This is a genomic window from Variovorax paradoxus, assembly GCF_902712855.1.
Lineage (GTDB): Bacteria > Pseudomonadota > Gammaproteobacteria > Burkholderiales > Burkholderiaceae_C > Variovorax > Variovorax paradoxus_Q.
This window is the reverse complement of sequence record NZ_LR743507.1, coordinates 1141689-1154217: the sequence shown is the minus strand read 5'-3', so window position 1 is coordinate 1154217 and position 12529 is coordinate 1141689. Positions and strand designations below refer to the sequence as shown.

Below are 12529 nucleotides of genomic sequence, written 5' to 3'. Positions count from 1 at the left end.
TCGTCAGTTGCCGTTGTCTTCGTCGGCCGATCCGCCGACGGCCGCGCCACCCATGGCGATGGCGCGTGCCCACAGCGAGGGCTCCACGTTGTGCACGTGCCAGTAGGGGCTGAAGAGGCTGCGGTGCTCGATGTAGCCGCCGGCGAAGCCCACGTTGTACTTTCCGACCGTCGAAGGATCGGCGACCGCGTTGTCTCGCCGCGCCCAGCGGTCCTGCGGCCGGCGGAAGTAGACCTGCGAGGTCGACACTGCCTTGATCTCGCGGCCCTGGAAGTTGTCTCGCAGGCCCGCCTTGCCGTCGGCCGCGGAATTGCCGAAGCCGGCGACCTCGCCGGTGCGCACCTTGTCGCCGCCCTTCTGCACCACGAGCGTGAAGGCTGGTCCCTTGTCGGTGTTCTTGCCCCACTTGAGCGGGTTGGCGCCCTTGAAGCCGTTCTGCGCGAGCCAGTTGTCCGACTCGTTGGCCACCATCGGCGGATGGTCCTTGATCTCGGTGAAGCGGGGCATCGCCCAGTTCTTCGTCAGGCCGGTGCCGATGTCGGTGCGCGGGCTGTAGTGCAGCTTGGCGTTGAACACCAGCACCGCCATCGGCGCCAGCAGGATCTCGCCGTTGCTGTCGCGCGCGGCCCGCTCGAAGGACTCGCGCTCCATGTACGCGGTGTCGCCGATCTCGCCGTTCAGGCCGCCGTAGGTGCGGCCTTCGCGTGCGTAGCTGCGCAGCGTGAGGCGCTGGCCTTCCCAGCTCTTCATGTAGTTGGGTCCGCCCGCGGCGGCCGCGCCGGCGCCGAGCCCGAAGCGGCCGCGCAGGATGTCGTCCCAGCCGCCGATGAGGTCGGTGTAGAGCACCCCGATGGGCAGCTTGATCTCGATCGAGTCGGCCGACTGCCAGCGGATGCGCCCGGTCTCGTCGCCCACGGCGCCCTCGGTGGCGACGAGTTCGGTGCCGCCCTTCCACTCGAGCAGCCCGCCCATCATGTCGCCGGTGACATCGCCGAAGCCCGGCGGCGTGACCGGACTGCTGGAGATCATGCCCTGCAGGGCGCCCGACATGCCCGAGGCGACCCAGCCGAGCACGTTCGGCAGGAAGCGGCGGTTCTTGGTCCAGTCGTCGCGCGTGGCCTGCGCGGCGTGCGCGAAGCGCAGCACCTCGTTGAACTCGTCGTCGTCGAACGAGAGGCTGCCCGACTGGTGGTAGGTCCTGAGATAGGTGCCGATGTCGGCCACGAACTTCACGACGAAGAGCGCAGTTTCTGCGGGCGGGACCGACGCGTCGGGGTCGTTCGAGTTGATGACGTCCTTCACCAGCTGCGGCAGCTGCGCGGTGGTGCCCACGAGCATCGCGACCTGGCTGGCCGAGATGCCCTGGTTGAACGCGCGAAGGATGTCGACACCGATCTGCAGCGGCTTTGCGGAGGGCTCGACGAAACCGGCGATGCGGTCGGCCGTGCGCTGCAGCCGCTGCGCCTTGGCGAGGTTGCCCAGGTACTGCAGGAAGAAGATGGGCCCCACGATCGGTATGCGGCTGCGCTCCAGGTTGCGCACGCCCTTCAGCGCTTCTGCGACGACCAAGCCTTCCTGGATGTTGGCCGCGCTCGTGATGAGCATGGCCATCGAGGTCTGAACGCTCGCCAGCGTCGCGATGCTCGCCTCGTTGGCGGCCATCGCGCGGTTGGTGTAGGCCATGTAGTTGAGGGCGCGCGCCGTGAGCACGCTGGCGCTGTAGGTGGTCGCGTCAGCCGTGTTCTGCAGCTTCATCTTCTCGCGCGTGGCGGTGGCGGTGTTGTAGACCACCAGCACGGCGAGGAAGATGATCGGCAGCATCGCCACCAGGTACACGATCGCCTGGCCCGACTGGCGCCGGCGCGAACCGGCAGTGGCCCTGGAGAGCGATGCGGCCGCTGGAGGCATCACGCGATCCGGCTCGGCACGTGATGTGTGTGCGCCTTACTTCGCGCCGTCCGCACCGCCCTTGGTGTAGGTGCTCATGTTCATGTTCACGTCGGCGTTGGTGGATGCCTTGCCGGCGGCGGTCTGCGCCTTCGTGACTTCGGCGGAGCCGGTCTTGCCGCCCACTTCCTGCGCCATGCCGGCGACCTGGTTGCGCATGGTCTGGCCGAAGAAGCTGAACACCGCGATGGCGGCGATGGCGATGAGGCCGAGGATCACGAGGTACTCCGTCATGCCTTGTCCGCGAATCTTGATCTGCGAGGCAACGAGACGGCTCAGATGGGTCAGGCGATTGATTTGCATGAAAGAGGTTCCTGAAAGGTGGCTGAAAGAAGCAGCCGGATCGTAGGGACGCTCTTGCATTGCGTTCGATACACTTTTTGCGATTACCGATACGAATTGACTTTCTGATAACAGTGTCGCAATAGCGCGTGGCCTTTAGTTCTCCGAACTCGCGGCGCCTTCCAATCGCAGCTGGCTCTGCCTTCGAAATTCGGTCGGCGTGACACCCTTGATCTCCAGGAACTTTCGATTGAAGTTGGAGACGTTGTTGAAGCCGACCTCATAGCAGATCGACGTGACGTAGCGATCGCTGTGCATCAGCATCAGGCAGGCCTTGTTCACGCGCACCTGGTTCACGTAGCTCAGGAAGCTGTGGCCCGTGGCGCGGCGGAAGAGCCTGCTGAAGCGCCCGGCGTGCATGCCGAGCTCCGCGGCGATGTCGCCCGCGCTCACGTCCTTCGACGGATCGCTGGCAATGCGCGTGACCACGTCGTTGATGCTCTCCAGGTGCGGGTCGCCGTCGGTCTGCATGCCCGACAGCAGTCGGTAGTCGTCGCACTGCGCCATGTCGGCGAGGAAGTCGCAGAACAGGCTGAAGCGCTTGAGTCCGCGCGCGGCCTTCACGCTGCGGAAGTGCTGCTCCGCACGTTCGGCCATGCCGAAGAACTCGATGCCGAAGCGTGCGCGCTCGAGCATGCGCACCGCTTCGAGCAATTCGGGAATACGCTGCGCCGCTTCGAAGATCGGATCGTGCAGGAACTGGATCACCAGGTCGCGCTGCGGGACGCCCTCGGGCGGTGCATCGAGCGAGATCCAGTTGTGCGGCAGCTTCGGACCGCACAGCACGAGATGGCCCGGATCGAAGGAGCCGATCCAGTCGCCGACGAAGGCCTGCCCCGACGTGGCGACGATGAGATGCAGCTCGTACTCCTCATGGCAATGCCAGCGCGCCAGCGGCGTGGGAAATCCGTGTTCGAGGCAACGCACGAGACCCACTTCCTCGGCGGGCTCGTAGCCGAGGTCGGGTGAGCGTGCGAGCTCGACCTCCAGTTCGGGCAGCAGGTGACGCGGCGATCGCAGATGTGAACTCGGCATGGCTTTGCTTGAAGGACTGGCGCATTTCCGGCGATCGGCCGCACCGCACGCAGGTTGCGCGCAGGCGGAGGACGATCGTGGTGTTCGAAGTCGGCATGGCTCGCTTCAGGCGCTCCCGCATGGGGGCCGCGCGAACCGCTTCGGCGCGCCGGAAGATAGTGGGGAGCCCTTGCAAATGCCAGACCCTATGCGGGCGACAGCGGACGATATGCGCGCATGGCAAGCACCCCGGGCAGGCGCAAGGCATGCCTGCCGGGTTTGTCTATACAGCTGAGACAACGGCAACTCCCTCCGTGGTTTGCCGATGAGTAGATCCGATGGACGAAGTTGTCTGTAAGTCGAAGCGATGCCGTCGCGAAGTAAGCCTTTTTCGCGCGGCAACGAAGGTTCACATCGCGGCGAACACCGCCTGCACCACCACGCCCTGCAAAGCCAAACGTTTGCGCATGGTGAGCACCGCCTGGTCCTTGCTGATGAGGCGCGCGCGCTGCGCGACCGCGAGATCGATGAAGACCTGGTCGTCGGGATCCTTGCACACGCATGGTGCACGCGGCGGCGCATCGGCCACGACGTGCACGCGCGCATCGAACGCCGCGAGCACGCCGGCTGCTTCCATCTGCCGCTGTGCGAGCCGCTTCGCGATGAGCGGATAGCCGAGCACGCGTGCGAGTTCGCTGCGCATCGGCGCGGTGGCGAGCCAGCGCAGTTCGCCGGCCGCGAGCGCGCCGGCCAGCGGCGCGCAGTCGGGGTTGTCGAACACGAGCAGGTCGAGCGCGATGTTGGTGTCGATGACGACGGGGCCGGCGGCTGCCGGGATTGCGGGTTCTGTCAACGTCATGTGATGCATGGGGTATTTCGCCGATGTTGCACCATGCAGGTCCTCGTCAGGCTCGCGTCGGCTGGCTTCGGAACAATGCCGCAGCCTCCTTGCCCTCTTCCTTCATGAAACGACTTCCGCTGTTCTGCATTGCCATCTTCGCCTGCACGTGCGCGAGCGCCGAATGGCTGACGCTCGCAGGCTCGCCCGGCGACGGCGACAACGACTACGTGCAGGTCGATCCGACCCGTGTCGAGACCGAGGGCTCGCACCGCATCGTCAAGCTGCGGCTGAGCCTGGCGCGGCCGCGCACCACCTCGCGCGACGGCATCGTGTTCCGCTCCTTCGATGCGAAGGTCGATGTCGACTGCGTTGCGCGCAACGCGCGTTATGTGAGCGCCACCTACTTCGGGCAGCCGAACTTCGTGGGCGAACCCATCGCGGTTCGGCACTTCGCACAGGACGATGTCCGCCCGATGACACTGGGCGGCGCGCCGCGCGAACTCGCGGCACGCACCATCAATGCGGCCTGCAGCGTGCGGCCGAAGGACACCAGGGAGCAGCAGCAGCCCGCGCCGGAGGCCGAGCTACTTCCGCGCTGAGCCGGCGACCATGTCGAAGCGGAACAGCCGGCATTCGATCGGGCCGTTCCACATCGGCACGCGGCGCGACTCCTTCAGGCGCATCTGCCTGGGAAGCTTGAGGTCGGGCGTGAGCACCCAGGCAGTCCAGCCGGCGTAGTTCTTCTTCCAGTGGGTGGCGAGCTGCGGGAAGAACTCGCCGCCGCCGCCTTCGTCCGACTGCGCCGATTCGCGCGCACCCGACCGCCCGGCACCTGAAGCGCCGGCCACGCCGCCCACCTCGATGCGCTCGCCATACGGCGGGTTGAGCATGATCACGCCCGACTCGACCGGCGGCATGCGCTGCAATGCGTCGCCGCCGCGGAACTCCACCGCCTGTGCCACGCCGGCACGCTCGGCATTGCGCTCGGCGAAGTCGACCATGCGGTGCGACACGTCGGAGCCGAATATCCGCACGCCGCGGTCGGCGACGGCGGCTTCGGCTTCCTGGCGGATGGCGTGCCAGACATGCGCCTGGAACGGCAGCAGCTTCTCGAAGCCGAAGCGCCGCAACGCGCCGGCGGCCATGCCGCGCGCGATCTGTGCGGCCTCGATGGCGATGGTGCCGCTGCCGCAGCAGGGGTCGTACAGCGGCTGCGCCGACACCTCGCCCGTCTCGGGGTTCCACCAGCCGCTGGCGGCCAGCATGGCCGCGGCCAGCGTTTCCTTCAGCGGCGCGTCGCCCTTGTCCTGGCGCCAGCCGCGCTTGAAGAGCGGCTCGCCGGAGGTGTCGATGTAGAGCGTGCAGGTGTCGGTGGTCAGGTGGGCGAACACCCGGCAGTCGGGCCATTGGGTCTCGATGCTCGGGCGCACGCCATGGGCCTTTGCACGGAAGCGGTCGGCCACGGCGTCCTTGATGCGCAGCGTGGCGAAGTTCAGGCTCTGCAGCGGGCTGTGCTGCGCGGTGGTCTCGATCTTGAAGGTCTGCTTCGGCGTGAACCAGATCTCCCAGGCCACACCGCTGGCAATGGCGTAGAGGTCGTTTTCGTTGCGATAGGGCCCATGGGCCAGCTCGACCAGCACGCGCTGCGCGAGCCGGCTGTGCAGGTTGAGCTTGAGGGCGTCGCGCCAGTCGGCGCGCACGCGCACGCCGCCACGCAGCGTGAGCAGGTCCTGGCCGGCGCGGCCGGTCAGGGCGTGCACCTCCTGGGCGAGGAATTCCTCGACGCCGGCGGCGCAAGGCAGGAAGAAGGAGAGATCGTTCACGGAAATTTCGCCATCGGGAAGCCCGAGCAGAGGACCTCCATTGTCGCCGCGTCACAAACCTTCTCTATATAGTCGATTCGCCGATGAACTCCACGCCCGCACATTCCACCGCCGGAAGCGACCGCTTCGAGATCCAGTGCGAGGTGCTGCGGCTGTCGATCCGCCCGATCGGGCCGGTGCTGCTGGTGCAGTACCTGCTGAACTGCGGCGTGGCGGCGCTGTTCGCCTGGCAGTACTCGCCGGCGCGTGCGCTGGTGTGGATCGCGCTCATCACCGCGGTCACGCTCATGCGCGGCTTCTTTCCCCAGCGCCTGCCGGAACCGTTCACGCCCGAGACCCTGCGCGCGGCGCAGCGCACGCACACCACGCGCACCGGCATCTGGGAGCTGGCCCACGGGCTGGCCGGCGTGCTGCTGTTCGCACCCGCGAACGTCGACCTCCAGCTGCTGCTGGGCCTGATCCTCATGGGCATGACGCTGTCGTCGGCCTTCTCGGTGTCGTTCTACACACCGGCCACGCAACTGGCGATCACGCTGCTGCTGGCACCGATCATCGTCACCGGCCTCTGGCTGGGCGCGCCGGTGATGATGGCTGTGGCGGTCATCGGCATCGGGCTCACGGCCATGATGTGGAAGCTGGTGGCCGAGCACTCGCGGCAGCTCGAGGAGAACATCGGCCTGCGGCTCAACGAGCGCACGCTGCGCGAGCAGGCGCTGGCAGGCCTGCGCGCCTCCGAGCAGGCGCAGGCCGAGCGGCTGCGCTTCTTCTCGGCGGCCAACCACGACCTGCGCCAGCCGGTGATGGCCATCGGCCTGCAGGCCGAGGTGCTGCGCCAGCAGCTGATCGGCGGTGCCGACATGCAGGCGGTGCAGCGCACGGTCGGCTCGCTGGCCCGCGCGCAGCAGGCCCTCGAAGGCCTGACCAACCAGCTGCTCGAGATCGGCCGCATCGAAGCGGCCGTCGATCCGCTGCGCCCCGCGGCGGTGGCGCTGGCGCCGCTGCTGCACGAACTGGCGCGCCAGGCGGGCGACGGCCGCGTGGGCGTGCGCTGCCCGCCGGGCGCCATCGCCTGGACCGACACCGTGTCGCTGCGCCGCGTGCTGGCGAACCTGGTCGACAACGCGATCAAGTTCACGCCCCGCGGGCGGGTGCTGCTGGCGGTGCGCGCGCGCCGGCGCGCCGGCGGCTTGGTCTGGCGCGTCGAGGTGCGCGACAGCGGCATCGGCATCGCCGCCGACGCGCAGGCACGCGTGTTCGACGACTTCGAGCAGATCGGCAACGTCGAGCGCAACCTTCAGCGCGGCCACGGGCTGGGGCTGGCGATCGTGAGGCGCCTGGCGGCGCAGCTGGGCATCGAGGTGTCGCTGCGCTCGTCGCCGGGGCGCGGCTCGGTCTTCGGCTTCGAGCTGCCGGCGGTCTCGCCCGGCCTCCTGGCCACCGTGCCCACCGCGGCACCGGCCGCCGCCGACGACGACACGATCGCCGCTACCGGCACGCTGCGCCCCGGGCTGGCCGTGCTGGTGGTGGAGGACAACGCGGTGGTGGCCGACAGCATTTCCGCTCTGCTGCGGCAGTGGTCGGTGGAGCCGCGCGTGTACGCCAGCGCGGCGGAGGCCCTGGCGCTGGCCGACCTGCGCGCGCTCGACGCGGCGCTGTGCGACATCCGCCTGCCGGGCGCGCTCGACGGTATCGCGCTGGCCGAGCGGCTGCAGCGCCAGAAGCCCGAGCTGGCGATCGCGCTGATCTCGGCGGACATCAACGAAGCCACGCACCGGCTCGCGGTCGAGCGCGGCTGGCATGCATTGCGCAAGCCGGTCCAGCCGGAAGAGTTGCGCGGCGTGCTGCTGCGGGCGCAGCTGCGCGGCTGACGACCCGGCGGGCCGGAACCCGGTTGGCACGCGCCGTGCAATCCTGTCATGCCTTAAGAGATATGCTCCGCGCACAGGCCGCAGGTCCTGCCCCCGATGTCTGCAGACGCCCCTTCCTTTCCTCCCGCCGTTGCGCCGCTCAGCCCGCGCTATGACCCGTTCGCCATGGCCCTGCACTGGCTGCTCGCGACGCTGATCGTCGGCTCGCTCGGCGTCGGGCTCTACATGACGGGACTGCCGTTCTCGCCGCTGCGGCTGAAGGTCTACAGCTGGCACAAGTGGGCGGGCCTCACGATCCTGGCGCTGTCGGCGCTGCGGCTGCTCTGGCGGCTGGGTCACCGTCCGCCGGCGCTGCCGCCGGGCATGTCGCGCCTGCAGCTCGCGGGCTACCGCGTGAGCCACGCGCTGATGTATCTGCTGTTCTTCGCAGTGCCGCTTTCAGGCTGGGCCTACAGCTCGGCCATGGGCATGCCGGTCGCGTGGTTCGGCGTGCTCGCGCTGCCCGACTTCGTGGCGGTGAACCAGCCCTTCGCCGAAGCGGTGCTGCAGCCGCTGCACCGCAACTGCGCCTTCACGCTGGCAGGCGTCGCACTGCTGCACGTGGCCGCCGTGCTGAAGCACCACTGGATCGACCGCGACGGTCTGCTCAAACGCATGTGGCCCGCGCCACGCAAGGAATCCGCCCGATGAATCCGCATTTTTCACGCCTGCTGCCGTTCGCGGCGCTGGCCTTCGCCGCAGCGCTGCCGGCACTCGCCGAGCCCCCGGCCTCGAAGCTGGTGGCCGACAAGAGCCAGATCGTCTTTGTCACCAAACAGATGGGCGTGCCGGTGGAAGGCACGTTCAAGAAGTTCGACGCGCAGGTCGCATTCGATCCGAAGAAGCCCGAGGGCGGCACCGTCGCGCTGCAGATCGACACGGCCAGCGCGGGCTTCGGCATTCCGATGAGCGACGCCGAGTTGCCCAAGGCGCCCTGGTTCGACGCGGCGCACTTTCCGCAGGCCAGGTTCCAGTCGGACGCCATCAAGGCGCTGGGCGACGGCAGGTTCGAGATGGCCGGCAAGCTCACGCTCAAGGGCACGACGAAACCGGTGACGGTGCCGGTGGCCATCACGGCGTCGGGCGGCAGCGCGGTGGCCACCGGAAGCTTTACGATCCAGCGGCTCGACTACAAGGTGGGCGACGGCGAGTGGACCGACACCTCGGTGGTCGGCAACGACGTGCAGGTTCGCTTCAGGTTCACGCTCACCGGGCTGGGCCCGCTGTGAGCCGCCGTGCCGGCCGGGCGCCCTCTTCTCCAGTTTCCAGAACGCAAGCCATGAACAAGCTCCTTTCCGTCGCCGTGCTGTCCGCCGCGGCCCTCGCCTGCGCGAGCGTCCCGGCCCAGGAGTACACCGCGCCGGCGGTGGCCGCCAAGCCTTCGGGCGGCCCGGCGAAGAATGCCGCCTACGTGGTCGATCCCACCCACACCTTCGTGATGTACGAGATGGGCCACTACGGCACCACCACCAACCGCGGGCGCTTCAGCACCAAGGACGGCACGGTGAAGATCGACGGCTCGGGCGCCAGCGGGTCGGTCGACATCACGATGGACATCACGTCCATCAACACCGGTGTCGACCTGCTCAACCGGCACGTGCAGAGCAAGGACTTCTTCAACGTGGCGGAGTTTCCGACCGGGCGCTTCGTCGCCGACAGGATCGAGTTCAGCGGCGACAAGGTGGTCGACGTGCCCGGCAAACTCACGCTGATGGGGCAGACCCGGCCGGTGACGCTGAAGGCGGTGCGCTTCAACTGCTACCTGAGTCCGCTCATCAACCGGCAGGTGTGCGGCGGCGACTTCGAGACCACCGTGGAGCGCAGCGACTGGGGAATCACCTGGGGCCTGAACTTCGGCTTCGAGAACAAGGTGAAACTGCTGGTGCAGGTCGAGGCGGTCAACATCCAGCCCTGACCCCGGCCCGCCGTGGCCGGGCGCTCAGCGGGCGACCGGCTTGCGCGAATCTGCGGCGCGGAGGTGCTTGGCACCGTCCTTGGGCGATTTCAGCCAGTTGCGCGCGGCGGTGATGGCGCGCGGGAGGTTCAGCAAGGCAAGCATCCAGCCGCCGGTGGCGACCGTCATGAGCGCGCCGAACAGCAGTTGCTCGGCGATGGGGGCGTCGCCCCAATAGAAGAAACTGAGCAAAAACGCCAGCGCTACTGCCCAGACGGTCAGGAGAAGAAGGTTTTTCATTTTTGGCATCGTTGTTACTCCGATGGACAAAATGTAAACCAAAAGTTATCTGTGTACTACTTAGAGTTTAATTTTCAATCTTTGATGAACGTGCATTTGTGCACGCACTTCGGCCATTCGTAACAGGACCGCGAGACAGAACCCGATGAACAACACGCTTTCCCTGCTCGGAATTGCCGGAGCGATGGCCGTCGGCGCCATGAGCCCGGGCCCCAGTTTCGTGATGGTCGCCCGCACGGCGATGGTTTCCCGCCCCGAGGGACTGGCAGCCGCACTCGGCATGGGCGCGGGCGGGCTGCTGTTCGCGATCGCGGCGCTGGCCGGCCTGCAGGCGGCTTTTCTGGCGGTGCCGGGGTTGTATCTGGCGATCAAGGGATTCGGCGGTGCCTATCTGGTGTACCTCGGGGTACGCATCTGGCGCGGCGCGCGCCAGCCGCTGTCCGTGGCACAGGAATCGGGTAACTCCCCCGGCCAGCCGGCGCGCAGCGGTGTCCGGCGCGGGCGCACCTTCCTGTACGGCCTGGCCACGCAGGTCAGCAACCCGAAGACGGCGGTGGTCTACGCCAGCATCTTTGCCGCCTTTCTGCCGCACGACGTGCCGCTCGCGCTGGCGCTGGCGGTGCCGGCAGTCATCTTCTGCATCGAAACCGGCTGGTACACGGTGGTGGCGCTGGCGCTGTCGTCGGCGGCACCGCGCTCGGCCTACCTGCGCCACAAGGCCTGGATCGACCGCATGGCCGGCGGTGTGATGGGCCTGCTGGGCCTGCGGCTGGTGTGGTCGGCGGTGCGCGGCGGGACCTGAAAGAGGCCCGCGCACAGGCTCAGAGCACGCTTTCGGGCGTCAGCGGCGCCAGGATCTCGAGCATGATCCGGTCCCACAGTCCCGAGTCGGGCTCCTCGGTCAGCACGGTGAGCTTGCCGGCGTCGTCGCTGGTCCATTCGAGGCGCGACTCGTTGCTCCCCTGCGCAAAACGCAGCCGGTAGGCGCCCTGCTGCTTGAGCACGTCGAGCAGCTTGAGCACCTGCTGCGCCATCTCGGGGCTGTGGATGATCAGCCCGATCTCGGTGTTGGCCGACTCCGAGCGCGGATCGAAGTTCATGGAGCCGACGAACAGCGTGCGTCGGTCGATCACCGCCGACTTGGCATGCAACCGCCCCACCGAGGTGCCGAACAACCCCAGGCGCACGCTGCGCCGAGTGCGGGTCGAGCTCAGCTCGTACAGGTCGGCGCCGAGCTTGAGCATGTCCGCGCGATAGCGGCGATAGGCGGTGTGCACCAGCGGCTCGTCGGTGGCGGCCAGCGAATTGGTGACCACGCTGATCTTCACGTCGCGCCGGCGGATCTCGCGCATCACCTCCAGCCCGGTCGCCCCCGGAATCAGGTAGGGCGAAACGATGGTCACCTCTGAGCGCGCACGGCGCATCTGCTCGACCACGTTGTAGCGAACGCTGTCCACGTCGAGCAGCGGCACGCCGCCATAGGAGGCGGTCTTGCCGATCACGCGGTCGGGCGAATCGGCATAGGCCTCGGCCAGGGTCCAGATCAGGTTGAGCTTGCCGCTGTCCAGATCGTCCGCCATCGGGCTGTAGCCCAGCAGGTCGTTGGGCGCGGGCGGCGGCGGGGGCGGCGTGGTGTCGGGCGCGGTGGCGATGTCGAAGCGGCGCTGCAGTTCCTCGCGCGACAGGTCGATGGCCACGATCGATTCGACCGGCCGCACGTAGACGCTGTTCCAGTACTGGTCGAACAGGCTGCCCAGCCGCGGGATCAGCGCACCGGAGACGAAGGTGTCGAGGTCGAGGAAGTTCTCGCCCGCGGTGCGCCGGAAGTACTGGTTGCCGATGTTCCGCCCGCCCGCCACCGCCATCGCGCCGTCGGCGATGAACAGCTTGTTGTGCATGCGGCGGTTGACGCGGCTGAAATCGAACAGCGACGCGGTGAAGCGCTTCAGCAGGCTGCCGCGCCCGGCCGGGAACGGGTTGAACAGGCGCAGCTCCACATTGGGCGTGGCGGCGAAACCGCGCAGCAGCTCGTCCTCGCCCGAGGTGTAGAGGTCGTCCATCAGCACCCGCACGCGCACGCCGCGCAGCGCGGCGTCGCGCAGGGTGCGCAGCAGGTAGCGGCCGGTCTCGTCGTTCTCGATCTGGTAGTACTGGACGTCCAGCGTGCGCTGCGCGCGGCGGGCGAGCTGGATGCGGGTGTCGAAGGCGAAGTCGCCACCGGGCATCAGGCGGAAGCCGCTCAGGTCGGGGTCTGGCTGGGCGGCCATCGCGATCCTGCCCAGCGCCGTGTCGGCCGAGACGGCCATGGCCTTGGTGGGCGCGCGCGGGGCCTCGTCGGGCAGCGTGGCACAGCCGCTGACAAGCAGCACGAGCATGGCAAGCACCACAGCCACGCTCCGATGCCACGCGAGCCCATTCGAGGAACACCGCGGAACCGGCTCCGCCGCTCCGCGGGTGTTGC

13 protein-coding genes are annotated in these 12529 nt (G+C 68.0%); 6 read left to right on the top strand and 7 right to left on the bottom strand.

The window, feature by feature from the left end:
• Positions 1 to 3: 3 nt before the first annotated feature.
• The 4 genes from AACL56_RS05335 to AACL56_RS05320 form a co-directional block, all read right to left on the bottom strand.
• Entirely contained in the window at positions 4 to 1908 is a 1905-nt protein-coding gene (locus tag AACL56_RS05335; RefSeq protein ID WP_339088788.1) for a TadE/TadG family type IV pilus assembly protein, read from the bottom strand.
• Positions 1909 to 1944: 36 nt separating this feature from the next.
• Positions 1945 to 2250, bottom strand: a complete 306-nt coding sequence (locus AACL56_RS05330) for a Flp family type IVb pilin (protein ID WP_339088787.1) — start codon at positions 2248 to 2250, stop codon at positions 1945 to 1947.
• Positions 2251 to 2385: 135 nt separating this feature from the next.
• Positions 2386 to 3324 carry an AraC family transcriptional regulator gene (locus tag AACL56_RS05325; RefSeq protein WP_339088786.1) on the bottom strand — a complete coding sequence of 313 codons (939 nt, stop codon included), beginning with the start codon at positions 3322 to 3324 and terminating at the stop codon, positions 2386 to 2388.
• A gap of 388 nt (positions 3325 to 3712) precedes the next feature.
• Positions 3713 to 4162 carry a putative toxin-antitoxin system toxin component, PIN family gene (locus AACL56_RS05320; protein ID WP_339088785.1) on the bottom strand — a complete coding sequence of 150 codons (450 nt, stop codon included), beginning with the start codon at positions 4160 to 4162 and terminating at the stop codon, positions 3713 to 3715.
• Positions 4163 to 4266: 104 nt separating this feature from the next.
• On the opposite strand from AACL56_RS05320, the gene AACL56_RS05315 reads away from it, so the two are divergent.
• Positions 4267 to 4743: a surface-adhesin E family protein gene (locus AACL56_RS05315; protein ID WP_339088784.1), complete on the top strand. Its 477-nt coding sequence runs from the start codon at positions 4267 to 4269 to the stop codon at positions 4741 to 4743.
• Here the strand turns inward: AACL56_RS05315 and AACL56_RS05310 are convergent.
• Positions 4729 to 5967, bottom strand: coding sequence for a THUMP domain-containing class I SAM-dependent RNA methyltransferase (locus tag AACL56_RS05310; RefSeq protein ID WP_339088783.1), 1239 nt, complete (start codon positions 5965 to 5967; stop codon positions 4729 to 4731). The genes AACL56_RS05315 and AACL56_RS05310 overlap by 15 nt on opposite strands.
• Positions 5968 to 6050: 83 nt before the next feature.
• Here AACL56_RS05310 and AACL56_RS05305 point away from each other — a divergent pair, with 83 nt between their 5' ends.
• The 4 genes from AACL56_RS05305 to AACL56_RS05290 all read left to right on the top strand — a co-directional run bounded on the left by AACL56_RS05305 (position 6051) and on the right by AACL56_RS05290 (position 9789).
• Entirely contained in the window at positions 6051 to 7835 is a 1785-nt protein-coding gene (locus AACL56_RS05305; protein ID WP_339088782.1) for an ATP-binding response regulator, read from the top strand.
• Positions 7836 to 7931: 96 nt separating this feature from the next.
• A complete protein-coding gene (locus tag AACL56_RS05300; protein WP_339088781.1) occupies positions 7932 to 8525 on the top strand; it encodes a cytochrome b in 594 nt (197 codons plus the stop codon).
• On the top strand, positions 8522 to 9103 hold the full coding sequence (locus AACL56_RS05295; RefSeq protein ID WP_339088780.1) for a YceI family protein: 582 nt from the start codon (positions 8522 to 8524) through the stop codon (positions 9101 to 9103). The genes AACL56_RS05300 and AACL56_RS05295 overlap by 4 nt, the downstream gene beginning before the upstream one ends.
• A 50-nt stretch (positions 9104 to 9153) precedes the next feature.
• Positions 9154 to 9789 carry a YceI family protein gene (locus tag AACL56_RS05290; protein WP_339088779.1) on the top strand — a complete coding sequence of 212 codons (636 nt, stop codon included), beginning with the start codon at positions 9154 to 9156 and terminating at the stop codon, positions 9787 to 9789.
• A 24-nt stretch (positions 9790 to 9813) separates the two neighbouring features.
• Here the strand turns inward: AACL56_RS05290 and AACL56_RS05285 are convergent, their stop codons facing one another.
• Positions 9814 to 10068 (bottom strand): hypothetical protein, encoded by a 255-nt coding sequence (locus AACL56_RS05285; protein WP_339088778.1) that lies wholly within the window; start codon positions 10066 to 10068, stop codon positions 9814 to 9816.
• 145 nt (positions 10069 to 10213) lie between these two features.
• On the opposite strand from AACL56_RS05285, the gene AACL56_RS05280 reads away from it, so the two are divergent.
• Entirely contained in the window at positions 10214 to 10870 is a 657-nt protein-coding gene (locus tag AACL56_RS05280) for a LysE family translocator (protein WP_339088777.1), read from the top strand.
• 19 nt (positions 10871 to 10889) lie between these two features.
• Here the strand turns inward: AACL56_RS05280 and AACL56_RS05275 are convergent, their stop codons facing one another.
• On the bottom strand, positions 10890 to 12443 hold the full coding sequence (locus AACL56_RS05275; protein WP_339088776.1) for a phospholipase D family protein: 1554 nt from the start codon (positions 12441 to 12443) through the stop codon (positions 10890 to 10892).
• Positions 12444 to 12529 lie beyond the last annotated feature (86 nt).

Excerpts from the sequence above, each read along its gene's own strand:
- AACL56_RS05335 (WP_339088788.1), bottom strand. The coding sequence starts at position 1,908 with ATGCCTCCAGCGGCCGCATCGCTCTCCAGGGCCACTGCCGGTTCGCGC.
- AACL56_RS05330 (WP_339088787.1), bottom strand. The coding sequence starts at position 2,250 with ATGCAAATCAATCGCCTGACCCATCTGAGCCGTCTCGTTGCCTCGCAG.
- AACL56_RS05325 (WP_339088786.1), bottom strand. The coding sequence starts at position 3,324 with ATGCCGAGTTCACATCTGCGATCGCCGCGTCACCTGCTGCCCGAACTG.
- AACL56_RS05320 (WP_339088785.1), bottom strand. The coding sequence starts at position 4,162 with ATGACGTTGACAGAACCCGCAATCCCGGCAGCCGCCGGCCCCGTCGTC.
- AACL56_RS05315 (WP_339088784.1), top strand. The coding sequence starts at position 4,267 with ATGAAACGACTTCCGCTGTTCTGCATTGCCATCTTCGCCTGCACGTGC.
- AACL56_RS05305 (WP_339088782.1), top strand. The coding sequence starts at position 6,051 with ATGAACTCCACGCCCGCACATTCCACCGCCGGAAGCGACCGCTTCGAG.
- AACL56_RS05300 (WP_339088781.1), top strand. The coding sequence starts at position 7,932 with ATGTCTGCAGACGCCCCTTCCTTTCCTCCCGCCGTTGCGCCGCTCAGC.
- AACL56_RS05295 (WP_339088780.1), top strand. The coding sequence starts at position 8,522 with ATGAATCCGCATTTTTCACGCCTGCTGCCGTTCGCGGCGCTGGCCTTC.
- AACL56_RS05290 (WP_339088779.1), top strand. The coding sequence starts at position 9,154 with ATGAACAAGCTCCTTTCCGTCGCCGTGCTGTCCGCCGCGGCCCTCGCC.
- AACL56_RS05285 (WP_339088778.1), bottom strand. The coding sequence starts at position 10,068 with ATGAAAAACCTTCTTCTCCTGACCGTCTGGGCAGTAGCGCTGGCGTTT.
- AACL56_RS05280 (WP_339088777.1), top strand. The coding sequence starts at position 10,214 with ATGAACAACACGCTTTCCCTGCTCGGAATTGCCGGAGCGATGGCCGTC.
- AACL56_RS05275 (WP_339088776.1), bottom strand. The coding sequence starts at position 12,443 with ATGCTCGTGCTGCTTGTCAGCGGCTGTGCCACGCTGCCCGACGAGGCC.